Annotated in this window: 28 protein-coding genes and 1 riboswitch; of the genes, 10 read left to right on the forward strand and 18 right to left on the reverse strand. The window is 65.5% G+C overall.

The window, feature by feature from the left end; genetic code table 11:
- Positions 1 to 16 precede the first annotated feature (16 nt).
- On the forward strand, positions 17 to 442 hold the full coding sequence (locus AC5WEY_RS16345; RefSeq protein WP_495646685.1) for a VOC family protein: 426 nt from the start codon (positions 17 to 19) through the stop codon (positions 440 to 442).
- Here AC5WEY_RS16345 and AC5WEY_RS16350 read toward each other — a convergent pair.
- A complete protein-coding gene (locus tag AC5WEY_RS16350; protein ID WP_495646686.1) occupies positions 435 to 1,460 on the reverse strand; it encodes an AraC family transcriptional regulator in 1,026 nt (341 codons plus the stop codon). The two genes, AC5WEY_RS16345 and AC5WEY_RS16350, sit on opposite strands and share 8 nt — an antisense overlap.
- Positions 1,457 to 2,629, reverse strand: coding sequence for a pyridoxal phosphate-dependent aminotransferase (locus tag AC5WEY_RS16355; protein WP_495646687.1), 1,173 nt, complete (start codon positions 2,627 to 2,629; stop codon positions 1,457 to 1,459). The genes AC5WEY_RS16350 and AC5WEY_RS16355 overlap by 4 nt, the downstream gene beginning before the upstream one ends.
- 62 nt (positions 2,630 to 2,691) lie before the next feature.
- Here AC5WEY_RS16355 and AC5WEY_RS16360 point away from each other — a divergent pair, with 62 nt between their 5' ends.
- Positions 2,692 to 3,678: an LLM class F420-dependent oxidoreductase gene (locus tag AC5WEY_RS16360; RefSeq protein WP_495646688.1), complete on the forward strand. Its 987-nt coding sequence runs from the start codon at positions 2,692 to 2,694 to the stop codon at positions 3,676 to 3,678.
- On the opposite strand, the gene AC5WEY_RS16365 is transcribed toward AC5WEY_RS16360, so the two are convergent.
- From AC5WEY_RS16365 to AC5WEY_RS16375, 3 genes are all read right to left on the reverse strand, one after another.
- Positions 3,659 to 4,348: a DUF3239 domain-containing protein gene (locus tag AC5WEY_RS16365; RefSeq protein WP_495646689.1), complete on the reverse strand. Its 690-nt coding sequence runs from the start codon at positions 4,346 to 4,348 to the stop codon at positions 3,659 to 3,661. The two genes, AC5WEY_RS16360 and AC5WEY_RS16365, sit on opposite strands and share 20 nt — an antisense overlap.
- A gap of 40 nt (positions 4,349 to 4,388) precedes the next feature.
- On the reverse strand, positions 4,389 to 6,044 hold the full coding sequence (locus AC5WEY_RS16370; protein ID WP_495646690.1) for a DNA repair helicase XPB: 1,656 nt from the start codon (positions 6,042 to 6,044) through the stop codon (positions 4,389 to 4,391).
- 89 nt (positions 6,045 to 6,133) lie between these two features.
- Positions 6,134 to 8,425, reverse strand: coding sequence for a helicase-associated domain-containing protein (locus tag AC5WEY_RS16375; RefSeq protein ID WP_495646691.1), 2,292 nt, complete (start codon positions 8,423 to 8,425; stop codon positions 6,134 to 6,136).
- 61 nt (positions 8,426 to 8,486) lie between these two features.
- On the opposite strand from AC5WEY_RS16375, the gene AC5WEY_RS16380 reads away from it, so the two are divergent.
- Positions 8,487 to 8,675: a hypothetical protein gene (locus AC5WEY_RS16380; RefSeq protein ID WP_032395857.1), complete on the forward strand. Its 189-nt coding sequence runs from the start codon at positions 8,487 to 8,489 to the stop codon at positions 8,673 to 8,675.
- A gap of 79 nt (positions 8,676 to 8,754) precedes the next feature.
- Here AC5WEY_RS16380 and AC5WEY_RS16385 read toward each other — a convergent pair whose 3' ends face one another.
- From AC5WEY_RS16385 to AC5WEY_RS16395, 3 genes are all read right to left on the reverse strand, one after another.
- Positions 8,755 to 9,360: a transglycosylase family protein gene (locus tag AC5WEY_RS16385; protein ID WP_495646692.1), complete on the reverse strand. Its 606-nt coding sequence runs from the start codon at positions 9,358 to 9,360 to the stop codon at positions 8,755 to 8,757.
- An 8-nt stretch (positions 9,361 to 9,368) separates the two neighbouring features.
- A riboswitch (cyclic di-AMP (ydaO/yuaA leader) is annotated at positions 9,369 to 9,570 on the reverse strand.
- Between the two features lie 276 nt (positions 9,571 to 9,846).
- Entirely contained in the window at positions 9,847 to 10,221 is a 375-nt protein-coding gene (locus AC5WEY_RS16390) for a YccF domain-containing protein (RefSeq protein WP_495646693.1), read from the reverse strand.
- 3 nt (positions 10,222 to 10,224) lie between these two features.
- A complete protein-coding gene (locus tag AC5WEY_RS16395; protein WP_495646694.1) occupies positions 10,225 to 10,443 on the reverse strand; it encodes a hypothetical protein in 219 nt (72 codons plus the stop codon).
- 186 nt (positions 10,444 to 10,629) lie between these two features.
- Here AC5WEY_RS16395 and AC5WEY_RS16400 point away from each other — a divergent pair, with 186 nt between their 5' ends.
- A complete protein-coding gene (locus AC5WEY_RS16400) occupies positions 10,630 to 11,046 on the forward strand; it encodes a cold-shock protein (protein WP_057479286.1) in 417 nt (138 codons plus the stop codon).
- A 12-nt stretch (positions 11,047 to 11,058) separates the two neighbouring features.
- Here the strand turns inward: AC5WEY_RS16400 and AC5WEY_RS16405 are convergent, their stop codons facing one another.
- The 3 genes from AC5WEY_RS16405 to AC5WEY_RS16415 form a co-directional block, all read right to left on the reverse strand.
- Positions 11,059 to 11,571: a DUF2771 domain-containing protein gene (locus AC5WEY_RS16405; protein WP_495646695.1), complete on the reverse strand. Its 513-nt coding sequence runs from the start codon at positions 11,569 to 11,571 to the stop codon at positions 11,059 to 11,061.
- On the reverse strand, positions 11,568 to 13,181 hold the full coding sequence (locus tag AC5WEY_RS16410; RefSeq protein WP_495646908.1) for an MFS transporter: 1,614 nt from the start codon (positions 13,179 to 13,181) through the stop codon (positions 11,568 to 11,570). Before AC5WEY_RS16410 ends, AC5WEY_RS16405 begins: the two co-directional genes overlap by 4 nt.
- 139 nt (positions 13,182 to 13,320) lie before the next feature.
- Positions 13,321 to 14,181 carry a glutaminyl-peptide cyclotransferase gene (locus AC5WEY_RS16415; RefSeq protein ID WP_495646696.1) on the reverse strand — a complete coding sequence of 287 codons (861 nt, stop codon included), beginning with the start codon at positions 14,179 to 14,181 and terminating at the stop codon, positions 13,321 to 13,323.
- 59 nt (positions 14,182 to 14,240) lie between these two features.
- On the opposite strand from AC5WEY_RS16415, the gene AC5WEY_RS16420 reads away from it, so the two are divergent.
- Genes AC5WEY_RS16420 through AC5WEY_RS16430 form a run of 3 tightly spaced genes read left to right on the forward strand, consistent with a single transcriptional unit; the run spans position 14,241 to position 18,572 of the window.
- The gene (locus AC5WEY_RS16420; RefSeq protein WP_495646697.1) at positions 14,241 to 15,308 is read left to right on the forward strand and encodes a DUF3027 domain-containing protein; all 1,068 of its coding nucleotides are present in this window, start codon (positions 14,241 to 14,243) and stop codon (positions 15,306 to 15,308) included.
- Positions 15,309 to 15,349: 41 nt separating this feature from the next.
- On the forward strand, positions 15,350 to 18,031 hold the full coding sequence (locus AC5WEY_RS16425; RefSeq protein ID WP_495646698.1) for a sacsin N-terminal ATP-binding-like domain-containing protein: 2,682 nt from the start codon (positions 15,350 to 15,352) through the stop codon (positions 18,029 to 18,031).
- Positions 18,021 to 18,572, forward strand: coding sequence for a phosphatase PAP2 family protein (locus AC5WEY_RS16430; RefSeq protein WP_495646699.1), 552 nt, complete (start codon positions 18,021 to 18,023; stop codon positions 18,570 to 18,572). Before AC5WEY_RS16425 ends, AC5WEY_RS16430 begins: the two co-directional genes overlap by 11 nt.
- Here the strand turns inward: AC5WEY_RS16430 and AC5WEY_RS16435 are convergent.
- Complete coding sequence (locus tag AC5WEY_RS16435) at positions 18,541 to 18,684, reverse strand: hypothetical protein (protein ID WP_155289340.1); 144 nt, start codon at positions 18,682 to 18,684, stop codon at positions 18,541 to 18,543. The two genes, AC5WEY_RS16430 and AC5WEY_RS16435, sit on opposite strands and share 32 nt — an antisense overlap.
- Positions 18,685 to 18,825: 141 nt before the next feature.
- On the reverse strand, positions 18,826 to 19,065 hold the full coding sequence (locus tag AC5WEY_RS16440) for a DUF2530 domain-containing protein (RefSeq protein ID WP_057479284.1): 240 nt from the start codon (positions 19,063 to 19,065) through the stop codon (positions 18,826 to 18,828).
- A gap of 59 nt (positions 19,066 to 19,124) precedes the next feature.
- Here AC5WEY_RS16440 and AC5WEY_RS16445 point away from each other — a divergent pair, with 59 nt between their 5' ends.
- From AC5WEY_RS16445 to AC5WEY_RS16455, 3 genes are read left to right on the forward strand one after another with little or no spacing between them, the layout of a single operon-like run.
- Positions 19,125 to 20,576, forward strand: coding sequence for an NCS2 family permease (locus AC5WEY_RS16445; protein WP_057479283.1), 1,452 nt, complete (start codon positions 19,125 to 19,127; stop codon positions 20,574 to 20,576).
- Positions 20,577 to 20,625: 49 nt separating this feature from the next.
- The gene (locus AC5WEY_RS16450) at positions 20,626 to 21,057 is read left to right on the forward strand and encodes an Rv0880 family HTH-type transcriptional regulator (protein WP_057479348.1); all 432 of its coding nucleotides are present in this window, start codon (positions 20,626 to 20,628) and stop codon (positions 21,055 to 21,057) included.
- A gap of 57 nt (positions 21,058 to 21,114) precedes the next feature.
- Entirely contained in the window at positions 21,115 to 22,386 is a 1,272-nt protein-coding gene (locus tag AC5WEY_RS16455) for an MFS transporter (protein WP_495646909.1), read from the forward strand.
- 4 nt (positions 22,387 to 22,390) lie between these two features.
- Here the strand turns inward: AC5WEY_RS16455 and AC5WEY_RS16460 are convergent, their stop codons facing one another.
- From AC5WEY_RS16460 to AC5WEY_RS16480, 5 genes are read right to left on the reverse strand one after another with little or no spacing between them, the layout of a single operon-like run.
- On the reverse strand, positions 22,391 to 22,996 hold the full coding sequence (locus AC5WEY_RS16460; RefSeq protein ID WP_057479281.1) for a response regulator transcription factor: 606 nt from the start codon (positions 22,994 to 22,996) through the stop codon (positions 22,391 to 22,393).
- The gene (locus tag AC5WEY_RS16465) at positions 22,993 to 24,123 is read right to left on the reverse strand and encodes a sensor histidine kinase (RefSeq protein WP_495646700.1); all 1,131 of its coding nucleotides are present in this window, start codon (positions 24,121 to 24,123) and stop codon (positions 22,993 to 22,995) included. The genes AC5WEY_RS16460 and AC5WEY_RS16465 overlap by 4 nt, the downstream gene beginning before the upstream one ends.
- A 38-nt stretch (positions 24,124 to 24,161) precedes the next feature.
- Positions 24,162 to 24,935 (reverse strand): ABC transporter permease, encoded by a 774-nt coding sequence (locus tag AC5WEY_RS16470; RefSeq protein WP_495646701.1) that lies wholly within the window; start codon positions 24,933 to 24,935, stop codon positions 24,162 to 24,164.
- Positions 24,932 to 25,882 carry an ABC transporter ATP-binding protein gene (locus tag AC5WEY_RS16475; protein ID WP_495646702.1) on the reverse strand — a complete coding sequence of 317 codons (951 nt, stop codon included), beginning with the start codon at positions 25,880 to 25,882 and terminating at the stop codon, positions 24,932 to 24,934. Before AC5WEY_RS16475 ends, AC5WEY_RS16470 begins: the two co-directional genes overlap by 4 nt.
- Positions 25,879 to 26,106 carry a hypothetical protein gene (locus AC5WEY_RS16480; RefSeq protein ID WP_174557234.1) on the reverse strand — a complete coding sequence of 76 codons (228 nt, stop codon included), beginning with the start codon at positions 26,104 to 26,106 and terminating at the stop codon, positions 25,879 to 25,881. Before AC5WEY_RS16480 ends, AC5WEY_RS16475 begins: the two co-directional genes overlap by 4 nt.
- Positions 26,107 to 26,120 lie beyond the last annotated feature (14 nt).

The raw sequence follows: 26,120 nt of genomic DNA on the forward strand, positions 1-26,120 counted from the left end.
GCGGTATCGTCCCACCATGGGACACGCAATACAGGTTGTTGTGGACAGCACCGACCCCCATGCGCTGGCGACATGGTGGGCGCAGACGCTGGGTTGGCAGGTCGAACCCAGCAACGAGGACTTCATTCGCGAGATGGTCGCCGCAGGCCACGCCCGCGACGAGGACACGACGGTCTACGAGGGTGTCCTGGTGTGGCGAGCAGGCCAGGGCATCACCGATCCCGACTCGCCCGGCAGCCCGAGGGTGTTGTTCCAGTCGGTCCAGGAGCCCAAGTCGGCGAAGAATCGGTTGCACCTCGACATCCGCGTCGGTGACGAGCGTGAATCGGTAGTGACGGAACTCGAAGCGCGGGGTGCGTCGGTACTTCATCGGGGCCAGCAGGGTCCGAGCGTCTGGATCACCATGACCGACCCGGAGGGCAACGAGTTCTGCGTCAGCTGACCCGGTACGAGCCGGGGGTCTGACCGGTCCAGCGCTTGAATGCACGGCGGAACGCGCTGGGTTCGGAGAAGCCGAGTCGGGCCGAGATGTCGTCGACGCTGTCTCCGCGGCTCAAACCGGAAATTGCCGCATCGCGCAGTACTTCTTCGCGCAGCTGGTTGATCGAGGTGCCCTCCTGCCGAAGGACGCGTCGCAGGTGCGGCGGACTGATGTTGAGCATCGCGGCGATGTCGTCGGTGCCCGGCGCGCCGCCTTTGAAGCCGGTCTCGAGCGCCCGGCGAACCTGGCTCGACGCGGTGCTGTCGTAATCCCTCGACGAGAACAGCAGATTGGGTGACTCGGCGAGATACTCGGCGAGGGTGTCCTCGGTCTGCACTATCGGTGCTCGCATCACTGCACTGTCGAATTCCAATGTGGCGCGGTCGGTTCCGAACTCGACGTGCGTCCCGAAGATGGAGTCGTACATCTTTCCGGCCTCGGGACCGGGAAGCGAATACGGAAGCTGCACCGACAGCAGTTTGACCCGGTTCCCGATGAGCCACGCCGCGAATCGATGCAGCAGAATCAGCAGGAAGTCGGTCAGCAAGCGTTCGGCGAGGGCGTTGGCTTCCGCAGTCAGATGAGTCGTGGGCGTGACGTGGACCGTCAACACCGTGGACTCCTCGGTTCGGTCCAAGGTCATGGGGCGCACCGGAATCAGCACCCGCATGGTTTCGGACATCCTGATCAGCGCCGCCCAGAGGTTCTCCGAATGAATCAGGGTCTGGCAGATCACGCGAAAGCTGCCGCGTCTCACCGGTACTGCGGCGAGGCCGAACAGTTCGTCGCCGGTCATCGCCCAGACTGCCTGGGTGAAGGCCGTGACCTGGCGGGTGGTCAGCCGTTCGGCCGGGTTTCCGAGAATGGTCGGCCCGATCCCGGCCATCGACAACGGGTAGGTCAGATCCATCCCGCCGCTCGTGGCGAGGTCGACGGCCTGCCTCACGAAATACGCCGGGATCGTCGGCTGCGGAGTCACAATCTCCGTAACCTCTCGGCTGCGTCGGCGAGTACCTCGTCCTGCTTGCAGAAAGCGAAGCGTACCAACGACTTCCAGGGAGTTGGTTCGTCCACGAAGGCCGTGACCGGAACCGCGGCGACGCCCACCAGATCCGGCAGGGAGCGGCAGAATTCGTACGCGTCCCCACGCCCGATAGGCGCTATGTCGGCGCACACGAAATATGTTCCGGCGCTGTACTTCACGTCTGCGCCGGCAGCCGCAAGGGCGTCCGAGAGCGTGTCTCGTTTACGCTGCAGCCCGTCGCGCATCGAAGCGATCCACGGCTGCTCGTGCTCGAGGGCGTAGGCGACGGCCGGCTGAAAGGGAGTGCCGCCGACGAAGCTCATGAACTGTTTGGCGGCGCGGACGGCGTCGATCAATCGGGAAGGGCCGAGCGCCCAGCCCGTCTTCCATCCGGTCGCGTTGAAAGTCTTCGCGGCACTGGAGACGGTGACGGTGCGCTCGAACATCCCCGGCAGGGTTGCGATCGGCGTGTGCACCGTTCCGTCGAAGGTCAGGTGCTCGTAGACCTCGTCGGTGAGGACGAGCAAGTCGTGTTCGACGGCGATCTCGGCGATACGGACCATGGTGTCGCGGTCGAAGACGGTACCGGTGGGATTGTGCGGCGAGTTGACGATCAGCATGCGTGTTCTGGGACCGACGGCACGACCGAGCGCGTCGGTGTCGACGGTCCACCCGTTTCCGTCGGACACCAGCGGCACGGCGGTGCGGGTCGCCCCGGCAAGAGCCACGGCGGCCGCGTACGAGTCGTAGAACGGCTCGATCAGCAGCACCTCGTCACCCGGCTCGATCAGGCCGAGTAGCGAGGCGGATATTGCCTCGGTGGCACCGACGGTGATCAGAACCTGCGAGTCGGGGTCGTAGCGCAGCCCGAATCGCCGTTCCCGGTCGGCTGCAACGGCGTTGCGCAGTACCGGCATGCCGGGGCCGGGGGAGTACTGGTTGAGTCCGTTCGCAATGGCCTCACGGGCGGCCTCGAGCATGGCAGGCGGCCCGTCGGTATCGGGAAATCCCTGCCCCAGGTTGACGGCGTTCTTCGCCACCGCCAGAGCGGTCATTTCCGCGAAGATCGTCGATGCGAACGGGCGCAGGCGCGCCACCGTGCGCGAGGGCAGCATCTCGGACATTCGTCCAGCGTAGTTCACCGGCCGGAACCGGGCGTTCGCCCTGCATCTGTACTGTGCCTGTCATGCGATTCGGATTGTTCGTCCCACAGGGTTGGCGCCTGGATCTGGTCGGTATCGACCCCTCCCGGCACTGGAATGTGCTGCGTGAGCACGCGCTCACCGCCGAGGCCGGTCCGTGGGAGTCACTGTGGGTGTACGACCACTTCCACACCGTTCCCACCGCGACCGACGAGGCGACGCACGAGGCATGGTCGCTGATGTCCGCACTGGCCGCGAGCACGTCCCGGATCAGGCTCGGCCAGATGTGCACCGCGATGTCGTACCGCAATCCGGCCTACCTCGCCAAAGTTGCTGCCACGGTGGACATCATTTCCGGCGGACGCGTCGAGATGGGTATCGGCGGCGGTTGGCACGAGCACGAGTTCCGCGCCTACGGTTACGGGTTCCCCTCTGCGGGTGAACGATTGGCCCGGCTGGACGAGGGCGTGCAGATCTTCAAGCAGGCATGGACGGCCGGCGAGGTGTTTCTCGACGGAGAGCACTACCAGATAGACGGCGCCGTGGTCCGGCCGCTGCCGCTGCAGGAGGGCGGAATACCGCTGTGGATCGCAGGCGGGGGCGAGAAGGTCACCCTGAAGATCGCCGCGAAGTACGCGAACTACACGAACTTCGATGGAACCCCCACCGGATTCGCCGCCAAATCGGCGCTGCTGCGTGAGCATTGCGCCACCGTGGGCACCGATTTCGATGCCATCGTCCGCTCGGCGAACTACAACGTCGTCATCGGGTCGACCGAGTCGGAGGTGGAAGACAAGCTCCGCGCCCTGGAGAGTCGGCTCACCGAATACGTGGGTGCGGACAAGGCCGAAGGAGCTCTGACGGCGTTCCGCGGCATGCCGGCCGTGGGAACCCCCGAGCAGATCGCCCAGAACCTGACGGCGCTGCAGGAGCAGGGGATGACGTACGGAATCTTCTACTTCCCGGAAGCTGCTTACGACCGCTCCGGCATCGAACTCTTCGAGCGCGAGGTCATTCCGACTCTCGCGTAGGTCGCCGCAGATCGTCGGGAAGATCCGCCGGGTCGATGAGCAACTGTTGGTTCTTGGCCTTGCGGACCTTCTCGGACAAGCCGATGTTCGCGTGCAGCAACGCCCACTCTCCCTCGGTGATCTCGTCGGTTGCGCGAGCGAGAACCGTTGGATCGGGAGTGCCCCAGGCGATGGGCATCGCCGAGACCAACTGCCATGTTCGCCCGCCCTTGTTCCGGCCACGATCTGCGAGCACCGACACTGCAGGCACCTGCGCACCCCGCTCCATCGCGTGGCCGGGCAGCGCCCGGACGCTACGGGTGATCAGCACGTAGTACGGTTCGTCCACCCCGGGCTTGCCGATATCGATCAGGGCCAGCAGCAGCGCCCCGCCCGGTCGTGTCTCGGCCACCATCGCGGGGACCAGTTCGCCTGCAGCATATTGTGATTCGATGGACCCCATCTTCCGTGGTGCCCAGAGCATCACCCACAGCGAGGTGGCCGCACCGATGAGGAACACCGCGCCGAGGATGTAGGACCACGCGGTGCCGATCCAGACGAACCACACCCCCAGGGCAGTCAGGATCACTGCGGTGAGCGCCGCGGAGGCACGCAGCCTGCGAAGCTCGGTGAACGTCTCGTTGACCGACTTCGCGTGGGCTACGTCTACAGGGAACTCGAATCGGCGCACACTGCTATTCCTAGCACGCCGCCGATGCGGACACGAAGCCTCAGATGGCCGGGCCCAGCAGGTCGTCGGCGTCGGTGATGCGGTACGCGTACCCCTGCTCGGCGAGGAAACGCTGGCGGTGCGCGGCGTACTCGGCGTCGAGAGTGTCGCGCGAGACCACCGAGTAGAAATGGGCCTGACCGCCGTCGTGCTTGGGTCGGAGCAGTCGCCCGAGGCGCTGCGCCTCCTCCTGCCTCGATCCGAAGGTGCCCGAAACCTGTACTGCGACAGATGCTTCGGGAAGGTCGATCGAGAAGTTCGCCACCTTGCTCACGACGAGCGTCTGAATCTCTCCCTTGCGGAAGGCGTCGAACAGCACCTCGCGTTCCTTGTTCTTGGTCGAGCCCTGGATCACCGGCGCGTTCAGGGCTTCGCCAAGCTCGTTCAGCTGATCGAGGTACGCGCCGATCACCAGCGTCGGAGCGTTCTGGTGTTTCGCCAGGATCGATTTCACGACGGCGATCTTGGTGTGCGCCGTCGAGCAGAGCTTGTAGCGCTCCTCGGGTTCGGCGACGGCGTACGACATGCGCTCGGCGTCGGTCAGGGTGACACGCACTTCGATGCACTCCGCCGGGGCGATCCACCCCTGCGCCTCGATGTCCTTCCAGGGCGCGTCGTAGCGCTTCGGGCCGATCAGCGAGAAAACGTCGCCCTCGCGCCCGTCCTCGCGGACGAGGGTTGCCGTCAGGCCGAGGCGTCGACGCGACTGCAGATCTGCCGTCATGCGGAACACCGGGGCGGGGAGCAGATGGACCTCGTCGTAGATCACCAGTCCCCAGTCGCGGGAGTCGAACAGTTCCAGGTGCTTGTATTCACCCTTGGTGCGACGCGTGATCACCTGGTAGGTGGCGATTGTCACAGGGCGAATCTCTTTTCGCTCCCCCGAATACTCGCCTATTTCCTCCTCGGTGAGCGAGGTGCGCGCAATGAGTTCGCGTTTCCACTGCCGACCGGCGACGGTGTTGGTGACCAGAATCAGCGTGGTCGCCTTGGCTCTGGCCATTGCCGCTGCGCCGACCATGGTCTTGCCGGCACCACACGGCAGCACGACGACGCCCGAGCCGCCGGCCCAGAACGAATCCGCCGCCATCTCCTGGTAGTCGCGCAGTGTCCACTTGCCACCCTCGGTGTCGAGTTCGATGGGGTGCGCTTCGCCGTCCACGTATCCGGCCAGGTCCTCGGCGGGCCACCCGATCTTGAGCAGCATCTGCTTGAGGTGGCCGCGCTCGCTCGGGTGGACGATGACGGTGTCCTCGTCCACCATGGCACCGAGCATCGGCGCAATCTTCTTGTGGCGCATCACTTCTGTGAGCACGGCGCGGTCGAGACTGATCAGAGCCAGGCCGTGGATCGGGCTCTTGACCAACTGCAATCGGCCGTAGCGAGCCATGGTGTCGACGATGTCGACCAGCAGCGGCTGCGGCACCGCGTAACGGGAGAAGTTCACCAGCGCGTCGACCACCTGCTCGGCGTCGTGGCCGGCCGCGCGCGCGTTCCACAGGGCCAGCGGGGTGATGCGATACGTGTGCACGTGCTCGGGGGCACGTTCGAGCTCCGCGAACGGTGCGATGGCCGCCCGCGCTGCACCCGCGAGCTCGTGATCGATCTCGAGCAACAGCGTTTTGTCGGACTGAACGATCAGCGGGCCGTCGGTCACGGTTCCTCCTAGAGACTTCCGCCGCGCCCGAAAGAGCGCAACTTCTCCATTGTCCACAGGTAGGGGCGCGTGCGCACGTGAGCGTCGAACTACTCGACCAGAGCGACCGAGGTGATGCGATGCAGGGTGAAGCGCCGAACCCCTCCGGTGGCGGGGTCGAACGCGTCGAGTTGGCCGCCGCCGATGCTGATCGGATCGACGATCCGATGGGTCGCGACTCCCTGTGCATCGACGTAACCGATGCTGACGCTGCGTTTGACCTTGGCTGCCGTCTGCAACAGCGTCATCGTGGCGGTGCTGCTGGCACGAGATCCGTCGGCGCGCACCACCGCGCCGGCGTTGCCTGCTGCCCGGTCGGCCGCACGCATCCCGCGCACCAACGAACCCAGCTGTTCCTCGGTGGGCACAGCCGGAGTGCGGAACGTCTGGCGTGGACGCCTCGCCGATACCCGCGAACCGCGGGCGCGCAGATCGACGATGGTTCCGGACGAGTCCTCGCCTGCAGGCGCGAACCCGGCCCCGGCCAGCACCGTCAGTACCTCGGCGAGCGGGGCCTGCGAGATCGCGACGGTCGGGGCGAGGGCACGAAGGGCCAGCGATTCTGCGGCCGGGGACGCCATCACCTCCGCCAGCAACGCCGGATCCTCGCATCGGACGAACGACGAGGCGACGCCGGCACGCAGGCGACCGTGTCGGCGCGCCACGTCGTCGATGAGATAGGTCAAGGCCTGCGGCACCGGTGTGCGTGAGTGGGTCGCGAACAACGCGTGCAGCTCGGATGCGCTCAGTCCCACGTCGAGGGCGCGTCGCAGGCTCGTGTCGCTGATCCGGTACATCGTCGCTGCGCCTGCGGATTCCACATCGGCGACCAGTTCGATCCGATCGTGCAGGTCCGGCTCGAGCGGACCGGGGGCCACCAGCGTGAGGTCGGCCTGCACCAGGACGTAGTCGATGGGTTGGGGCAGGGCGGCGCGCATGTCGGCCTCCGCGTTGCCGTCGTGCAGCAGCGAGCGTCCCGGGGTCGACATCGCTCCGCGGGCGACGATTCCCAGAGCGGTTGCTTCGGCGACGACGTGTCCGACGGGCGTCACGCCGAACCGTCCGGACCAGCGGGGACGACGCCACGCCAGGGTTCGGGCGAGATCCGCCGGCTCGGCCGAGTGGCCACTGCCGAGTTCGGCGAGCAGTTCCAGGATCATCCGTCGATCCCGCGGTGCTGCCGGAGAGCGGACTTCCTCGGACAGTGCGGCGATGGGCTTGTCGTTGGGGTCGCGCATCCCGATGACCCACGGCGCCCGCGGCACCTCGAGCCAGGCGGACGCGAGCGTGTGCCAGCGGGCCGCCGGGGCAGCGGTGAGCCAGGCGTCGACTGCGGGTGTGGGAGCCCAGTAGTCGTCGCCGGTGTCGGATGTGGGAACCGGGTCCGGTGTTCCGCTGGAGATCAGATGGGCTGCTGCGAGCAGTTCGACGAGGATGCTGACGCGGTCGTCGTCGAGGCCGGTTGCCTTGGTGACCTTGCGGAGCTCGCGTACGCCGAGTCCACCTGCTTTGAGGGCAGGGGCAGGCGAGGCGGACAGGGCTTCGATGATCAGGGCGCAATGCCGACCGAGTTCGAGCGCCTCGCCTGCGGCAGCGGCATCGACGTCGGTGAGCGACTGTGTCTTGGTGGGGAGTTTCGGCTCGGCGAGCGACCGTGGGTCGGACATCGGCTCGCCGCGCAGAATCTGCCCCACCTGGACGGGCAGCTCGACGGTTTGCTCGTCCAGCCAGATCAGCAGGCCGGCGGCGAGCAGCTTCTGCACCGGCCGGTCCGGCGGAGTGCCCGGTGCCGCGTCTCGGGTGCGGCCGGTCGGGGACGATCTGGCGAGGGTGTCGAGCAGATTGCGTTCCCCGTCGCCCAGTTCTGCGAGAGCTGCGGTGATGTGCGACTCGGTGAGATTGTCGACCGGATCGAGCGCGCGCCCGATGCGCCACGGCACGGCGTCCGCGGCGGTGGCGCTGATTCGGAGACCGGACGCGTCGCCCCACACCAGCAACCGCTCGCGGAGCTGAGCCAGAGCCTTGTCGACGCTCTTGGCCGGTGCGCGTTTCGCTATCGCGGACAGGAGTGCGGCGCGGGTGACGGGCCGCTCGTAGGCCTCTTCGATGGCGAGGATCTCGAGGACGGTCAGGGCGAGTGTGTCGAGGGTGTCCGCGGTGTGCAGAATCGACCGGCGCTGCTCGGCCCGTCCGGCGAGCACGGCCAGGGAGGCGGGCGGCGGAGCGGTCAGATCGGGACGCAGCGACATGGCCTTGATCAGCTCGGCGTCGGAGCGAGCTGCGATCCACTGGGGTAGATCGGGGGGCGTGTCGGTGTGTCGAGGCACAGTCGTGTCGGTCATCGTCTATCAGATTAGAGACCTGGGCTGGTGCTTGCCGCAGTGCAGGTGTCAAAATAGGCGCATGGTGAACAAGTCGAAGAAGCCCTATGTCGATCCAGGCTGGCCGGACACCGCTCGCGGTGACCACGCGGTGACCGAACTCTCGTCCGCTCGATCGGGTGGCTTGTCGCCCTTCGGTGAGGACACCGAGTTCCCGCTGCCCGTCGAAGACCTGCCCTACGCGCATCCGGTGACCGTGGTCAACCGGTAGCCAAGGCCACGCAGCACGAGAAAAGCCCCCGACGATGTCGGGGGCTTTTTTCGTACGAGATGCGAACCGTCGCAGGCGCTTACTGAGGCAGGAATGCCTTGTTGGCCTGGTAGAAGTTCACGATCTGCGGATCGAGCTGAATGCCCTGCGCTGCGTTCTGGACGAACGAGGCGATGGCCGGATCGTTGGTGATGTTCTGCACGGCGGCGACGATGCCGTTGACGACCTCGGCGGAGCTGTCCACTGCCGCCGTCAACTCGGGAACCTCGGGAAGTTGGGGTGCCTTCGGAGTGACCGGAACGCTGCGCTCGGTCGGCGCGCTGCTCAGGCCGAGGCTCGAGGAGCAGGACGGCCATGCGCCCCAGCCCTGCGAGTCGAGGACCTTCTCTGCGACTGCGATCTGCTCTTCGCGGCTGGCCTGGTTGGCCGTGGCTGCGTACTGCTGGCCGCCGTGTGCGTTCCAGGTGCTGGGGGAGAACTGCAACCCGCCCTGGAAGCCGTTGCCGGTGTTGATGCCCCAGTTGCCGCCGGCTTCACACTGTGCAAGGCGATCCCAGTCGGAATCCGGTGCCGCGTTTGCGGTGCCGGTGAAGGCAATGCCCGCGGTGCTCATGATGGCTCCGGTGACAGCGACCTTGGCGACGGTCTTGCCAGTGGTGCTCGGCTTGCGATGACGTCCGCTCATACGAGTTGAAATCCTCTCCACACGCGCCTGCGAGGTCAGCTGTCGGGTTCGGGCTGAGAGGTAGCCCGGCCTTTTCGCTCATTCTTCTCGAATGGGCAATTGGGCTTCACCCCAAGGGAAGTCGGTGCAACGTCGTGAGTTGCGACAACTTCCCGGTTGTCCGTGGAGGACGTGGGTCCCCCGTCCTCGTCCCCTGGGTGATCGTCGAGGGTGTTCCGGTATCCGCGGGACGAGGTTTGGCGCTGCGGACCGGAGTTCGGCCGAACTTTCCGGCCGATGCTGACCGTACTGAAATTCCCGGCTTACGTCACTATTTGGTAACTGTCGATTTTGCGGAGTCGTCTCGAGCGCATTCCGTGCCTCTTTTGTGCATCGTGTGTCTGCCCAGCTAGTGGGCGTCGTCGGCAGTGAACCCCAGCCCGTTGCCGACCTGTTACCCAAGCGTTATGTGATGGAAGTCACAGCGGCCGAGACCCGTCCGGAAAGTCACCGAACGGCAACGATGTCCTTCCCGAGGGGCATCAGAGATACGGGAATCAACTTCAGGTTCGCGATCGCGAGCGGAATGCCGATGATGGTGATCGCCATTGCGACGGCCGTGACCACATGAGCCAGCGCCAACCACCAGCCGGCGAGTATCAACCAGAGCACGTTCCCGACGAGCGCGCCGGACCCGGACCCGGGCTTGTCGACGATCGTCGACCCGAACGGCCACAGTGCGTACACACCGATCCGGAACGACGCGATGCCGAATGGGAAGGTGACGATCAGGATGCACAGCAGAAGGCCGGCGAAGAAGTAACCGATGGCCAGCCACAGCCCACCGAAGACCAGCCAGATGATGTTCAGGATCAATCGCATGATCTACCGAGCCCGCCGTCCGGACGCCAGCGCGTACACCAACGCCAGTACGAACCCGGCCGGTGCCGAGAACATGGCCGTCAGGTAGAGGCTCAGCGGGGGCTTCGCGTCGGAGAAGACCGGAAACAGCAGGATCGCGACGATGGCGACGAGGCCTATCGCGAACAGCGCGAGCGCGATGCGCAGCAGAACGGTGTTGCTCTTAGGGGTCGGTGTGTCCACCTGCACCACGGTAGTGCGAAGTACAGGGTGCGAAGAACTCGAATGCTTCGTCGAGACTCACCGCGCTAGACTGATGTATTCGCGTCCTACGTTTCGTGGGGCGCGAAATTTGTGCAGACCGCCGGTCCGAACATCGGGCCCGCGCACAGGAAACGACCGACAGCAACAGATGAACGGGTGAGCTCAGTGCCGACCGGCAAGGTGAAGTGGTACGACGTCGACAAGGGATTCGGATTCCTCTCTCAGGAGGAAGGCGAGGACGTCTACGTGCGTTCGTCGGCGTTGCCGGAGGGCGTCGAAGGCCTCAAAGCCGGTCAGCGCGTCGAATTCGGCATGGCTGCCGGCCGCCGCGGACCCCAGGCGCTGAGCCTGAAGGTGCTCGAGCCCGCACCGTCGGTGCGGCAGAACGCCGGTAGCACTCGCCGTGAACCCGTCGAGCGCAAGCACACGCCCGACGAGCTGCACGGAATGGTCGAGGACATGATCACACTGCTCGAGGCGACGGTGCAGCCCGAACTACGTAAGGGCAAGTACCCCGATCGCAAGATCGCGCAGCGAATCTCCGAGGTCGTCCGGGCTGTCGCCCGTGAGCTCGACAGCTGACGTCCACCGACGCTACGGGCGGGTGCCGATCGACCAGATGGCGTGGCTGACGAACCCTTCCTGATTGGTATCGGTGTCGATGATGCCGGTGGGCAAGCGCACCTCGATGCCGAGCAGTGTCCGGTTGCTGTCGTCCTTCGTGGGAACCGTGACGCTGAGCTTGGTGTCCGGCTCGTTGAACTCGGTGTTCTCCACCACGTCGCCGCTGTCGTCGCCGTAGACCACGGCGAGCACCCACGGCGCGGAGTAGATGGGGGCGGGCAACGAGAGCTGGACCGTCTCGGCATTGCCGACCTGGATCTCGGTGGTCTCACCGACGTTGGTGCACAGCGGGTCGCTGACAGCGCAGTACAGATACGGCTCCACCACGACGGCTCGGCCGTTGGCGTATGCGGTGACGGTCGGATCCTTCTCCGGCGCTTTCCCGATCAGCAGGGCGAGCACCGCGACGAACGCGACGGCGATGACGACAAGACCGGCGGCGGTGATCGCCGCGATCTTCTTGGTACGGGGAGCGAGATTCACTTGGTCACGTTTTCGCCGAAGGAGCCGTCGGACATTTCTTGTTCGACGTGGTCGGGGCGGTTGCCGCCGAAGCCGGGCAGAAGCGATCTGCCGCGGTAGGTGAGGAATGTCTGCACGAGCCCGATCGTAAGCAACACCGACACGACGGTGAAACCGAGCCAGTATACGGTGGGGAGCAGCACACCCAGGGTGCCGCCCAGAACCCAGCACAGCTGCATGACGGTTTCGGAGCGGCCGAATCCCGACGCTATCGACTCCGGCGGCAGATCGGCCTGCAGGGATGCGTCGAGGGAGACCTTGGCCAGCGCACTGGCGCTCGATGCAACGAGCGCGGCCACCGCGGCGGTGAGCAGGCTGTCGGTGACCGCGGCGACGACGGCCACCACCGTGACGGCGAGGGTGCAGCGGAGAACCACCAGGGACGGTCGGCCGAGTTTGATCCTGGCACCGAGCGCGTTTCCCGAGAAGTTGCCGAGACCGGCTGCGGCTCCGACGAGTCCGAGCATCGCGGCCTGCTGGAGCGGCTCGTGTTCGGTACGGGATTTGGCAACGAACGCTATGTAGAGCGTCAGGAAGCCGGTGAGAATCCGGATGGTGCCGTTTCCCCACAGTCCCACGATGACGGCCCGGCCGAGGGGCTGTCTGCGGTTCTTGGTGCTGCTCGAGTTCTTGGTGCGCGGCGGTGGGCGGCGCAGGTTTTCGGTCGGGGCGCTGTTTCCGGCGAAATCGCTGCCGTTGTGCTGCTCGGCGTGATAGCTCAGGGTGGCCGGCACTTCGCCCTCGGTGATCTCGACCCAGGACGGGATCTGCATGCTGAGGTAGCCGCCGAGCACGGTGATCGCGGCGACGAACCACAGTGCGCCGGGTGAGCCTGCGAAGAACGCAATGCCGCCGGCCACGGCCCCTGCCGCGATGGTGCCGCCGAGCAGGCCGAAGACGGTGAGCCGAGAATTGACGCGGACGAGGTCGATCTCCGGGGGCAGCACCCTCGGCGTCACCGCACTCTTGAGCACTGCAAAGGATTTGCTGAGCACGAGCATGCCGAGCGCGGCGGGATACAGCACCCAACTGTCGAAGTTGAACACCAGCACCACCGCCAGCACGGTGCGTAACCCGAACGATGTGGCGAGCGCGATGCGTCGACCGTGCTGCAGCCGGTCCAACAGCGGTCCGATCAACGGGGCGATCAGCGCGAACGGCGCAATGGTGATGACGAGATAGAGCGCGACCTTGGTCTTGTCCTCACCGGTGGCCGCGGAGAAGAACAGTGTGTTCGCCAAGGCGATCGCCAACGCCGCATCCGACGCGAAGTTCGCCATGGTCGCGTAGGTCAGCGCAGTCAGTCCGGACTTGTCCGCGCCGTCGGCTTTCGCAGCTCGCTGGAACGACGCGATGCCCTTGCCGGTGAGCTCGCGCCCTCTCATGGCGGCGACGCGAGTGACGGTCAGCTTCTTCGGCATCGGCGGGGGCTTGCGAGTGCCGGCGCGGCCGCGCGGAGCGGTGATCTTCTCGGTCCGCGGTGGGTGCAGGGGAGGCAACGGCTCGCGACGACTCGGAACATGGGTGGCGGCAGGTGCGGGCGGGTAGTTGGCCAGACCCGGATGATCCATCGAGCTGTCTTGCTCGGGGTCGTGAGCGGAGCCTGCGGGGCGAACTTGTCCTGGGCCGTGAGCGGAGCCTGCGGAGTGAACCTGTTCCGAGCCGTCCGCACCCCGTGGGGTGTGGGGGAGACGAGGATCGGTCACGGGGTCAATTCTGTCCTACCGGCGCGGTATCGGTGAATCGCACCTCGAAGATCTTGGGCCAGAATTTGCCGGTCACGAGGAATCGGTCCGTACCCGGGACCTGAGCGATGCCGTTGAACACGTCGGCTCCGCCTCGATCGGCGGCAGACATCGAGTCCCACAGCGGTGTGCCGTCGATGACGGCCGTCACCTTCCCGGTCTCGGGGTCGATGCGCATGATGTCGAACGTCTGCCACACATTGGCGTAGATAGACCCGCCCTCGGCGCACTCGAGTTCGTTGAGCCGCTCCACCGGATTGCCGTCGAGCGTGACGTCCACTGTGTCGACGGCGTCGAAAGTGGTGGGGTCGCGGAAGGTCAGGGTGGATGTGCCGTCGCTCATGACGAGGCGGTCGTCCGGTGTTCCCCGACCCTGTGTTCCTCGGCCCTCGGTGCAGAGTCCCCAACCTTCGCCGTCGTAGTTCACTCGGCGCTGTTCGGTCAGGGTGTCCCGGTCGCGCGCGATGGCGACTCCGTCTTGCCAGGTGATCTGCCACAGGGTGTCCCCGTCGACGGTGATCCCTTCGCCGAACAGGTCGGACGGCAGATCGACCCGCTCGAGCTCGGTCATGTCCGCGAGCGAGGTGCGCCTGACGAACGACGAACCTTCCAGCCCGGTGCCCTCGTAAAGCACGTCACCGTCGATCTCGAATCCCTGGGTGAACGCGTCGTCGCCGCGGTCGTACGTGCGCACGACTTCCGCGGTCAGGTTCGGCACCGAGTCGGAGGTCGGCGCTTCGGCCGTCGATCCTGGTGTCGACGAGCAGGAGGCCACCGCCAGTGCAGAGGCCAGGACGGCTACGAAGGTGCGAGCGCGGACGGTCATTGCATCCATGATGGCAGCCCGAACTGGGCGTCACCGAGTCGATGCGGCAAACTGAATGTGTGAGTTTCGTATCTTCTCCAGAGCTCGATTCCATCCGCCCCGTCTTGGCCGAGGCCGTGGACCTCGCGCGGCAGGCTCTGCTCGACCTGGGCGAGGGAGGTGTCGGCGAGTATCTGGGGGTCACCGCCGAGGACGCCAGCGCGGCCACGCACCGCTTCGCCAGCGATCTCGAGGGCTACCGAGGATGGCAGTGGGCTGTGGTGGTCGCGGCCCCGGAGGACGCCGATCGCGCCACGGTCAGTGAGTTGGTTCTGCTGCCCGGGCCCGACGCTCTGGTGGCACCGTCCTGGGTGCCCTGGGACGAACGTATCCGCCCCGGGGATCTGGGACCGGGCGATCTGCTGTCTCCGAGGCAGGACGACCCACGCCTGGTACCGGGCTATGTCAGCTCCGGTGATCCCGCCATCGACGAGGTGGCAGGCGAGATCGGTCTCGGCAGAACGAAGGTCACCAGCCTCGAAGGACGTCTCGACGCCGCCCAACGCTGGCACGACGGCGATTTCGGCCCTGATACCGAGATGGCCAAAGCTGCGCCGTCGACGTGTGGGCGCTGCGGCTTCTACCTGCCCATCGCCGGATCGTTGTCGGTTGCATTCGGAGTGTGCGGCAACGAGTTCGCCGCGGACGGGCACGTGGTGCATGCCGAGTACGGCTGCGGTGCGCACTCCGACACCGAATTGCCTACCGGAGCAGGATCACCGCAATTCGAGCCGTACGACGACGCGGCCCTCGACGTCACCGTGGCACCGACGCCTCCGGCCGAGACGAGTCCTCCGGTCGAGGCGAGTGTGTCCGACGATACCGTTGTGTCCGACGAGACCGTTGTGTCCGACGAGTCGAGTGCGTCGGCCGAAACCATTGCGTCTGACGAGACTGCTTCCGCGAACGAGACCACCGACAGTGCGGACCCGAGCGACGCGCCGACAGGCACAGCCGATGCGCAGAACGAGGCAACGGCGCCGCAGGAGGAGGCACCTGCGGTTGCGGACACGACGGCCACGGAAGTTTCTCACTCCGAGGTGACAGAAGATGCTGTGCACGAAGAGGATTCGGTATCTCCGAGCTGATCGACCCGTTCGATACCGGGTCGCTGCGCGAGTCGATTCTCGTGGCCTGGGGCTCGTCTCCCACCCGGCTTCGTGAGGACTCGGCGTCCGAGTCCGACTTGGTGCGCGGAGGCTATCGTGACCGGCTTTTGACCGAGCTCGCGCAGAACGCTGCGGACGCGGCGGCGCGGGCCGGTGTTTCGGGACGGTTGTCAGTGTGGACCGATGATGTCGGTTCCCTTCACATCGCCAATACCGGTGCTGCGCTCGATGTTTCGGGTGTGCATGCGTTGACCGCGCTGAGGGCATCGGCCAAGACTGCAATGGATGGCGGCGTCGGGCAGTTCGGAGTCGGTTTCACCGCGGTGCGATCGGTGTCCGACGAGATCGAGGTGCGCTCCCGTGACGGCGGTGTGCTGTTCAGTGCACGGCGTACCGCGGACGCACTGCGCGAGCGCGGAATGGCCGTGCCCGAGGCGGGCGTGCCGGTACTGAGGTTGGCGTGGCCCGTGGTCGAACCCCCCGCAGCGGGGTACGACACCGAGATCGTGTTGGCGCCGCGACCGGATTCGGACGCGGCGTCCTTCGCGTCCGGATACGCGGACGAGGCTGTCGATCTGCTTCTCGAACTCGAGGCACTGGACTCGATCGACATCGACGGCTATGTGATCGACTGCATCAGAACGACACTCGACGCCCAGAGTATCGACATCGCGATCGGGTCGCGAACATGGCGACAGTTCAGCACCCCTGCCGCGCGCTGGCTGGCTCCGGTCGTCGACGGTCTACCCGTTCCGGCGTCCCCCGACGTGTTGCGGGCTCCCACCCGATCGGACGAGCTGTTGTCGTTGCCCGCCTTGGTGATTACCGATGTACCGATGCAGCCGGACCGACGGCGCGTGCTTCCGGGTGTCTCGTTCGATGCGCTGGCACACGGGTATGCGGATTTCGTGGCGTCACTGCCCGCAGCGTCGAGAGTGTCGTTCGTTCCCGAGGTCGGATTCGCCCGAAGCGAGGTCGACGGGCAGTTGCGAGAGCTGATCTTTCGCCGATTGTCCAGCGCTCCATGGCTTCCCGGTGCGCGCGGACGCGACCTCGTGCCGGAGCGGTCGAATGTCGTCGCGGATGCCTCCGCGGAACTCACCTCGGTGCTGATCGACGTCGTACCGGATCTGGCCGACGCGACGCTGTCGGGCGCGCGCTACGCGTCGGCGCTGTCGGCAGTGGGGGTGCACCGGATCGGGTTGGCGCGGCTGGCGGAGATGCTCGGTGGTCTGGGCCGCGAACCGTCGTGGTGGCAGCAGCTGTTCGACGCGTTGGCGCCCCTCGTCGTCGACGGTGTTGCGGCGGAAGAGCTTGCAGCTCTGCCTGTTCCGCTGGCAGACGGCCGCACGGTCACCGGTGCGCGAACAACGGTGATCGGATCGGATGCCTCGGCGGCGGTGACGTGGGTGCGTCTGGTGCATCCGGGCGCAGTGAGTCCGCTGCTGACGAGGCTCGGGGCTCGCGAGGCAACCGCGTCCGAATTGCTGACGGACCCGGCTCTCGAAGCGGCGCTCGACGATCTCGACTGGGACGGCGACGACGTCGACACCCTGGTGAGCGCGGTTCTCGCCCTGGCCGCGGAGGCGGGTGAACTACCTGGTTGGATCGGCGGCCTGCCACTCGAAGACGAGGACGGCGAGCTGCGCAGTGCCGACGAATTGTTGCTTCCCGGAGCGCCGTTGGCGGATCTGCTGGTGCAGGATTCCCCGTTCGGCGTTCTCGCGCCTGCGGTGGTGACGAGGTTCGGTGAGCGGGCGCTGCGCGCGGTGGGCGTCGGGTGGGGTTTCTCGGTGATACGCGACGAGCTGCCGACCGGGCCGGACCACGATCTCGACGACGAGTCGGGGTGGTGGTCCGAACTGTCCGCGGAACCGGCGACGCTGCTCGCAGTCCGAGATCTCGATCTCGTTCGTTCGGACGCATGGTCGGAGGCGCTGACCGTTCTGCTCGACGATCCGAGTACCCGTGCGGCTCTGACCGATCGAGACGGTTACACCGCGTGGTGGCTCAGGCGTCATGCGCGGATGCAGAGGGTGCCCCTGAGCGCGTTCAGAGCTCCGTCCGACGGGACATTCGCAGGCCTGCTCGATCCGCTGGATCACCCGCGCGCCGACGAGTTGTCGGCCGTATTGAGCGCATCGGCCTGCGACAGCGTCGAGACGTGCCGGTTACTGCTCGAGGCACTGGGGGATCCACGGCGGAGTCCGACCTCTGCGGTGATCGCACGGACTCACACGCTGATCGCCACTGCGGTTGTCGACGGGCGCATCGACATCGCCGACATCGACCCGCCTGATCGAGTCCGCACTCTCGGCGGAGCGGTCATCGACGCGTCGGATGCGTTGGTGATCGACACACCATGGCTGGCAGGCGTCGTACCGACGGAGGTTGCAGTTCTCTCGGACATCACCACAGCAGCCGCTCTGGCAGACGTTCTGGACATCAGACCGGCGTCGGAGGCGATCAGCGGAGAAGTACTCGGAGTCGGACGTGTCAGCTCCTGGGACCGTGAACCTGGAGCGGTATTGGCTTGTGCGGTAATGGGATTGCCGCTTCCGCAGGGCGGAGTGGTGGTCCACCGAGAACTGGTGGTCCGATCGACCGGAGACGTCAGCGGTGACCACGCCGTGCCGTTCTGGGTCGACGCAGACAGGACCGTACATTGTTCGGAGAGTTGGGAGCGTCCTCGTGGGCTTTGACGCCACAGTGCTGGACTGGATGGTCGATCATCGCGTCGACTGGCTCACCACGGTGTTCTGGATCGTCACCACACTCGGCAACACGGTGTCGATGTTCCTGTTGGCCACGGTGGTTGTCGTTGCGGTGCTTCGCGTCGGACGCAGGGCGGATGCCGTTGTCGTTGCGGGTTCGATGCTCACCGGCTGGGGTCTGATGAATGCGCTCAAATTCGCGTTCGCGCGGGAGCGTCCACCGATTCCCGAGCGGCTGGTGGACATTGCGAGCCATTCGTTTCCGTCGGGCCACGCGATGATGTCGATGTTGCTTGCCACGGTGGCGATCGCGCTGATGCTGCGATCGCCGCATCCGTGGCTGCATCGGCCGGTACTGCTCGTGCTACCTGTGGTCGCGGCCCTGCTGATCGGATTCTCTCGGATCTACCTGGGTGCGCATTGGACCACGGACGTGCTGGCCGGCTGGGTGTTCGGTGCCCTGTGGGGGCTGGGATGGATCTATGCCGTCAGGCTGATCAGCGCGAGAAATCCGAGCGCTGAGCGATGACGAGCAGCTCGTCGCGCATGGCCGGGCTGGAGACAGCATTGGCGCGTGCGTAGAGGGCGCGGAGCGAGCGGACGTGGTTGCGACGGTTGCGGTACTGAGAGACGAGCTTCATGGCCTGGCTTTCGTGGATCAAGAGGTTGTATTAACTGACATAACCCATGGTCCACGTTAACTTTGTGTTACTCAACCGGCTGAGGGGTTAGTTTGCCCACGTCAGGGGCGGTGTGGTGATCGAGCTAACGTGATGCTGGTCTCAATCGAGGCCGCGCTGGGCGGTTTTGCTTCCGCGACGTGACGCCGCTCTCTGTATCAGGAAGATTCCGAACCCTACTGCACCCACGGCCAGCCCCGACCAACAGGTTGCGAGGGCGTCGTCGGTGCGGTCTCCGGTGGCGGTGAACACCACCAGTGCGACGATCCAGCCGAGGATGCCGATTGCCAACACCGGCACCGGATCGGTCAGGCTGCGCGGGATCTGGGGGAGGTCGGCCACAAAATCACGCTACGCCACCATATTTCCCCAAGTCTCACGATGTGCTTTATCGTTCGCTCATGCAATTGTCGTCGCGGCTACTCGACAACTACTTCAAGATCACCGAGCGCGGCTCGACGGTGGGGTCCGAGGTGCGGGGAGGCGTGGTCACTTTCGTGGCCATGGCCTACATCGTCGTCCTCAATCCGCTGATTCTGGGCAGCTTCTCCGCCGACGACGCAGCGGCCAAGACCGACGTGCTCGGCAACATCCTGCCGGTGGCCCAGGTGGCTGCCGTGACAGCGCTGGTGGCCGGGTTCATGAGCATCGCCTTCGGCATCATCGCCAACTACCCCTTCGGTATCGCGGCGGGCCTCGGCATCAACACATTGCTCGCCGTGACCATCGCACCGCAGGTGACCTGGCCCGAGGCGATGGGGCTGGTGGTCATCGACGGCATCATCATCGTGCTGCTGGCCGTCACCGGATTCCGCACAGCGGTCTTCAATGCGATCCCGGCGGAGCTGAAAGCAGCGATCGCCGCCGGCATCGGAGCGTTCATCGCCTTCATCGGGCTGGTCGACTCCGGGTTCGTGCGCCGTATCCCCGACGCCGCAGGTACGACGGTTCCCGTCGGGCTCGGCATCGATGGGTCGATTGCGTCGTGGCCGACGGTCATCTTCGTGTTCGGGCTGCTGCTGATGGGCGTACTCGTAGTGCGCAAGGTTCGCGGCGGACTGCTGATCGGGATCGTGGTCACGACGATCTTCGCGGCGATCGTCGAGGCCGTCACCGATGTGGGGCCCTCCAACGGCGTCGACCCCAAGGGGTGGAATCTGTCGGTGCCGCAGTTGCCGAGTCAGTTGGTGCAATCGCCGGATCTCTCGCTGGTGGGCAACGTCGATCTGTTCGGAGCGTTCACTCGCATCGGAGTGCTGGCGGCAAGCCTGCTGGTGTTCACGCTCGTACTCGCCAACTTCTTCGACGCGATGGGCACGATGACCGGCTTGGGCAAAGAAGCGAAGCTGGACAAGGACGGAACGCTGCCGAACATCGGTAAGGCTCTCGTGGTCGAGGGGGCCGGAGCGATCGTCGGTGGCGGTGCGTCGGCGTCGTCGAACACCGTGTTCGTGGAATCCGCGTCCGGAATCGCCGAGGGTGCTCGCACCGGGCTGGCGAACGTGGTCACCGGATTGTTGTTCTTGCTGGCCATGTTCTTCACTCCGCTCACGGCCGTCGTTCCGATCGAAGCGGCCGCTCCGGCTCTGGTCGTGGTGGGTGCGCTGATGATCGGACAGGTGCTCGACATCGATTTCCGACGCTTCGATTACGCGCTGCCCGCCTTCCTGACCATCGTGGTGATGCCCTTCACGTACTCGATCGCCAACGGGATCGGCGTCGGTTTCATCACCTGGGTGGTTCTTGCGGTCGGATCCGGCCGGGCGAAGTCGGTACATCCCCTGTTGTGGATTGTTGCACTGCTGTTTGTTGCATATTTCGCGGTGGGACCCATCACCGAAGCGGTTACATGATGCGCGGTGCGTGCCAGGGCGTATTCTCTGCGCTGTGACGTCGGGAAACATAGTTAATGACAATCGGGAATTGGCAAGCGATCTGTCGCTTGCGGTGGTGAGGCTGACTCGCCACCTTCGAGGTAGGCGAGTGGACTCGCAAGTATCGCTGACTCAGCTGTCCGCTCTGGCCACGCTGAGTCGGGAGGGCGACATGACGCCCGGTGCGCTGGCGGCGCGGGAGAGGGTTCAGCCACCGTCGATGACGCGGGTGATCGCGTCGTTGGCCGAACTCGGCCTCGTGGTGCGCACGCCGCACCCCACCGATGGACGCCAGGTGATCGTGTCGCTTTCACCGGCCGGCCAAGAGCTGATCGCCGACGAGGCGAGCGCACGCGAGGCATGGATGACCGCCCAGCTCGCGGGCCTCACGCCCGAGCAGCTCGACATTCTGCGGGACGCGGTGAACATCATCGGTGCACTGGTGAGCGACTCCGAGTAGTTACCTAGGTTTATTATCTGAATGGTGGCCCCTGCTTCCTCTGCGTCCGGTTCGTCGATGTTCGCTGCTCTGAAGACTCGCAACTACCGATTGTGGGCGTCGGGGCAGATCGTCTCGCTGGTCGGAACGTGGATGCAGCGGGTTGCCCAGGATTGGCTCGTACTGACGCTGTCCGGCGGCAATGGCTTCGCCGTCGGCATCGTCATGGCTCTGCAATTCGGGCCGACGCTGTTTCTCTCGGTGTGGGGCGGAGTACTGGCAGACCGATACGACAAGCGCAAGCTCCTCATGATCACCCAGGTGTTCGCGGCAGTCTGCGGTCTGGTGCTCGGCGTGCTCGACGTCGGCAACATGGTGGAGTTGTGGCACGTCTATGTCATTGCCTTCATCCTCGGCTGCTCGTCCGCCATCGACGCACCCGTGCGGCAATCCTTCACCATCGAGATGGTCGGCAAGGAAACCCTCTCCAACGCGATCGCGTTGAACTCGATGACGTTCAACATGGCGCGGATCGTCGGGCCTGCGGTGTCCGGTGTGCTCATCACCCTCGTCGGTACCGGCTGGGTATTCCTGATCAACGCGGTGTCGTTCGCCGCGGTGTTCGGCGCCCTCCTGGCCATGAACGTCGGTCAACTCTTCCGTGTCGAACCGGCACCGCGCGCCAAAGGGCAGGTGCGAGAGGGCTTTCGGTACGTCTGGGGGCGGGGAGACCTGCGCGTATTGCTGGCGACGGTATTCATGGTCTCGACGTTCGGTCTCAACTTTCCCCTGAGTCTGTCGGTGCTGGCGCGCAACACGTTCGGCAGTGGAGCCGACGCATACGGATTGCTGTCGACCACCCTCGCGGTGGGCACATTGGCGGGAGCGACCCTGGCGGCCCGGCGCGCCGCGGCCCCACGACTACGGCTCTTCATCGGTGCCGTCATCGCGTTCGGGCTCTTCGAGCTGCTCGTGGGGTTGATGCCCAATTACGTTCTCGTAGCGGTGCTGTTGGTGCCCACCGGCGCGTTGACGTTGACGTTCACGACGTCGGCGATGAACATTCTGCAGATGTCGGTTCCATCCGACATGCGCGGACGCGTGATGGGCATCTACATGCTGTGCTTCCTGGGCGGAACTCCGCTGGGCAGCCCGGTGCTCGGCTGGCTCGCCGACGTCCTCGACCCACGCGCACCGTTGTTGTTCGGCGGCGTCATCTCACTGGCCACGGGTCTCTTCGCTGCGGTATACCTGCTGCGGCACAACAATTTGCGGATCACCGTGGTGCCGCCCGCCGAAGGTCACCGGCTGCCCACCCTCGACACGGTCTCCGCAACCGCCAAAGTATGACGCGTCAGATCCACCCGTGGCGTCGAGCCAGTGCGCAGGCCTCGTGCCGGTTCGCCGCGCCGAGCTTCGCAGCGGCGGCGGACAGGTAATTGCGGGTGGTCCCCGGAGACAGATGTGCGCGCTGTGCGATCTCCGCTATGGATGCGCCATCGGCGGCGAATTCGAGCACGTCGGCCTCACGCGGTGTGAGCGGTGAGTCGCCGGCCCCGATGGCTTCCGCGGCGAGTGTCGGATCGACGTAGCGCCCGCCGCCGTGCACGGTGCGCACCACCTCGGCGAGGGTGGCGGCCGAGGTGGTCTTCGGCAGGAACCCCCGCACTCCCGCCTCCAGTGCCTTCTTCAGGTAACCCGGTCGACCGTGGCTGGTTACGATGATCGACGCGCAGGCGGGCAGGGTTTCGGCAATCTTCTGGGCCGTCTCGATGCCGTCGATGCCGCCCATCTGCAAATCCAGCACTGCCACATCGGGTGCCAGTTCGGCGGCCACGGTCAGCGCCTGCTCACCGGAGTCGGCCTGACCGACGATCTCGATGTCGTCCTCCAGATCGAGCATGGTCGCCAGTGCCGTTCTGATCAGATTCTCGTCGTCGGCCAGTAGAACTCGAATCATGATGTGGTCCTCGGGTTCTGGGTCGGCAGCGCCGCCGTGAGGGTGAACGCTTCGGTGGTCTTCTGCGCGTCCAGGGTGCCTCCGACCGAGACCAACCTTTCGCGCAGGCCGCTCAGGCCGGTGCCGTCGTCGCGGCCGGTCGATGGTTGCGGATGATCGTTGATCAGTCGAATACTGTTGTCGGTCAGCTCGATCCGGCAATACGTGGCCTCGGAATGTCGCAGAATGTTCGTCACTCCCTCACGAACCACCCAGGCGGCCGCCTCGGCCGCGCGCTCGGACAGGACCGACGTCTCGCCGATCAGTTCGGTGGAGATACCTGCGGCGGACAGCAGCGATCGAGCTCCGTCGAGTTCCGACGCCACATCGACCGATCGGTAACCCCGAACCAGCTTTCTGGCGTCGGCCATGGATTCCTGGGCCAGAATGCGAACCTCGTCCATCTGGCCCGCCGCTCGGTCGTCACCTCGACGAGCCAGCGTCGCGGCGAGTTCGCTCTTGACGGCTATGGCCGAGAGCGCTCGTCCGACGACGTCGTGCAGGTCTCGTGAGAACCTCAGTCGCTCCTCCGCTACCGACAGCGCAGCCGCGGCGTCGCGGGTGGCGTCGAGTTCGGTGACGATGCGCAGCAACCACGCCGACAGTTGCACGGTGAACGCCATGAAGGCTATGAAGACGCCGAGTATCAGAGTTTCCACTGCCGGGGTTCCCAGAGCCGCCGCGAGCGCAGCGGCGGCGACGGCCGCCACCAGAGACCATCGCAATGGAATCCGGGTCGCAACTGCGGTGGTGACCAATACGCCGGCCCACAGGGTGTTGCTCGTGGTCCCGCCGGCGACCAGGACCACAGCGGCGACGGCCAGGATCGCCAACGGGATTCGTGGGTCGGCCGTCGACTCGCCGCCGAGTGCGGGGGTGCGCTGCACGACCACGAAGGCGGCGGCGGAGCAGGCCGCGATCGCTGCCATCGAGAGATAGTCGACGAACTGCAATGACGTCAGCATCCCTGCCACGGCAACAGCGACGGAGATCAGCAGAAACGACTGGCGGGTGTAGACGCGTACCTTGTCCACTGCACTGCTGTCGTTCCAGCCGTGCAGTGGATTCAGGTACTCGTACAGCTTCATGGTCTCCAGCCTTGCAGATGGACGGGGAAGGGGGCGGTCTAGGACCGCGGTTCCCAGCGGAAGTGCGTCCGGGCGATCAGCAGGCTTCCGACGATCCAGGCCAGCATCACCGCCAGAGGCATGGCGGCCTCGCCGAAGGTGCCGGCAAATCCGAGCGACGCGTCGCCGGGGGTGGTGTTACCGAACCAGCCCAGATTCAGCAGGTCCGAGACCGCGGCCATGGGGGTCAGGTCGATGACGTTGCTCAGTGAATCAGGGACGACGCCGCGCAGCGCGGCCGAGCCGGCCAACGCGATCAGAATGACCGGCAGGCTGGTGATCTGTGCCGCTTCGGCGTTGCGAGTGAAGGCCGAGGTGATCAGTGCCAGTGCGGCGAACAGCCCGGCACCGCCGAGGAGGGCCACGGCGACGAGCAGCACGTTGACGGGAACTGGCCCGCCGAAGGCGATCACCACAGCTCCGACGATCAGACTGAGGGCGACGGTGAGGATCAGCGAGGGTATTGCGGGGCCGAGCAGGATCTGGACGTCCGAGCTCTCGCCGGTGCGAAGTCGCTTGAGCACCAACTCGTCTCGACGTGTGGCGTAGACCGAGAGCATGTTGTAGTAGACCACGAGCACCACCAGGAACAATGCGAAGATCTCCAACGCACTCGCGACGCCTGCGTCTTTCAGTCCGCCGTCACTCCGGCTGCCGATGATCAGCAGCGCGATAGGGAAGATCAACGGCATGACGATCGCGTTGAACAGAAGTACTCGGTTGCGTCCGAGCAGTGTGAATTCTGCTCGCGACAGGGCGGTCATCGTGCTCATGCGCTCATCACCTCGGTCTTTTCGATAGCTGGGTCGTTCACGGTGGAGTTGTCGAATTCGTCTGCGATGGAGAGGAACACGGTCTCCAGTGATGCCGCGCGGGCATCCAGACCGTGCAGAGTGACGCCATTGGTGCGGGCCCACACGAGCAGGTCGGTGAGCGTGTCCTGTACCGATGATGTCTGGATCGAGACGGTGTCACCCGAGACGTCGATCGACGTACCGGGCAGCGACGGCAATGCCGTGCCGGGGGCCTTCAACTCGATCTTCGCCGGGTGGTCGGCGACCACCTCGTCCACGGTGCCGCTGCGAACGACTCTGCCGCGGTGCATGATCGCGAGTCGATCGCACAGGGACTCGGCCTCGTCCAGGTAGTGAGTCGTCAACATGATCGTCACGCCGGAGTTCTTCAGCTCCTGAATCAATCGCCATGTGTTGCGACGACTTTCGGGATCGAGCCCGGTGGTCGGCTCGTCCAGGAACAGGATGCGCGGACGGCTGATGATCGCGCAGGCGAGGTCCAGTCGACGTTGCTCCCCGCCGGAGAGAAACTTCACCCGAGTGTCGGCGCGATCGGCCAGATCGACGCGGCCGAGCACCTCCGCTACCGGCAACGGATCACTGCAGGTGCCGGCCCACATCCGCAGACTCTCGGCGGTTGTCAGATCCTGCGGCAGGCCGCCCTTCTGCAGCATGATGCCCAGAGACGGGCGCACCTTACGGCGATCGGCCACCGGATCCATTCCCATGATCCGGACCGTTCCCTTGCTCGGCCGCGAAAGACCCTGGATCACTTCGAGAGTGGAGGTCTTGCCGGCACCGTTGGTGCCCAACAATCCGAACAGCTCGCCCTCGGCGATATGCAGATCGAGGGCTTGGACGGCCTCGTACGCGTTCTTGCCCGAGCCGTAGCGCCGCGTCATTCCGTCGACGTCGATGATGGTCATGATTGCTTCTCCCAGTGCCGCAGTCCGATGACGAACCGGACGCCCATGAAGGCGACGATGACGCCGAGTGCGACGAACGCCGGAAGGGACGTGCCGACGATCGCGAAGAGCACGGCGACAATGGCCAAGCTGATGACGATGACGACGATCTCACGCGCCATCGTCGGAGCCGGCCCGATCTCCATCAGATCGGTGAACAGATTTCCTTCGTCTGGTTGCTTCATGACTACGAGTCTGC

The organism is Rhodococcoides sp. S146-33 (assembly GCF_059489205.1).

Coding starts and splice junctions, on each gene's coding strand:
- AC5WEY_RS16470 (WP_495646701.1), bottom strand. CDS start 24,935: ATGAGCACGATGACCGCCCTGTCGCGAGCAGAATTCACACTGCTCGGA.
- AC5WEY_RS16410 (WP_495646908.1), bottom strand. CDS start 13,181: ATGGATCATCCGGGTCTGGCCAACTACCCGCCCGCACCTGCCGCCACC.
- AC5WEY_RS16415 (WP_495646696.1), bottom strand. CDS start 14,181: ATGACCGTCCGCGCTCGCACCTTCGTAGCCGTCCTGGCCTCTGCACTG.
- AC5WEY_RS16480 (WP_174557234.1), bottom strand. CDS start 26,106: ATGAAGCAACCAGACGAAGGAAATCTGTTCACCGATCTGATGGAGATC.
- AC5WEY_RS16465 (WP_495646700.1), bottom strand. CDS start 24,123: ATGAAGCTGTACGAGTACCTGAATCCACTGCACGGCTGGAACGACAGC.
- AC5WEY_RS16375 (WP_495646691.1), bottom strand. CDS start 8,425: ATGACCGACACGACTGTGCCTCGACACACCGACACGCCCCCCGATCTA.
- AC5WEY_RS16380 (WP_032395857.1), top strand. CDS start 8,487: ATGGTGAACAAGTCGAAGAAGCCCTATGTCGATCCAGGCTGGCCGGAC.
- AC5WEY_RS16360 (WP_495646688.1), top strand. CDS start 2,692: ATGCGATTCGGATTGTTCGTCCCACAGGGTTGGCGCCTGGATCTGGTC.
- AC5WEY_RS16455 (WP_495646909.1), top strand. CDS start 21,115: ATGTTCGCTGCTCTGAAGACTCGCAACTACCGATTGTGGGCGTCGGGG.
- AC5WEY_RS16345 (WP_495646685.1), top strand. CDS start 17: ATGGGACACGCAATACAGGTTGTTGTGGACAGCACCGACCCCCATGCG.
- AC5WEY_RS16460 (WP_057479281.1), bottom strand. CDS start 22,996: ATGATTCGAGTTCTACTGGCCGACGACGAGAATCTGATCAGAACGGCA.
- AC5WEY_RS16385 (WP_495646692.1), bottom strand. CDS start 9,360: ATGAGCGGACGTCATCGCAAGCCGAGCACCACTGGCAAGACCGTCGCC.
- AC5WEY_RS16355 (WP_495646687.1), bottom strand. CDS start 2,629: ATGTCCGAGATGCTGCCCTCGCGCACGGTGGCGCGCCTGCGCCCGTTC.
- AC5WEY_RS16475 (WP_495646702.1), bottom strand. CDS start 25,882: ATGACCATCATCGACGTCGACGGAATGACGCGGCGCTACGGCTCGGGC.
- AC5WEY_RS16435 (WP_155289340.1), bottom strand. CDS start 18,684: ATGAAGCTCGTCTCTCAGTACCGCAACCGTCGCAACCACGTCCGCTCG.
- AC5WEY_RS16445 (WP_057479283.1), top strand. CDS start 19,125: ATGCAATTGTCGTCGCGGCTACTCGACAACTACTTCAAGATCACCGAG.
- AC5WEY_RS16390 (WP_495646693.1), bottom strand. CDS start 10,221: ATGCGATTGATCCTGAACATCATCTGGCTGGTCTTCGGTGGGCTGTGG.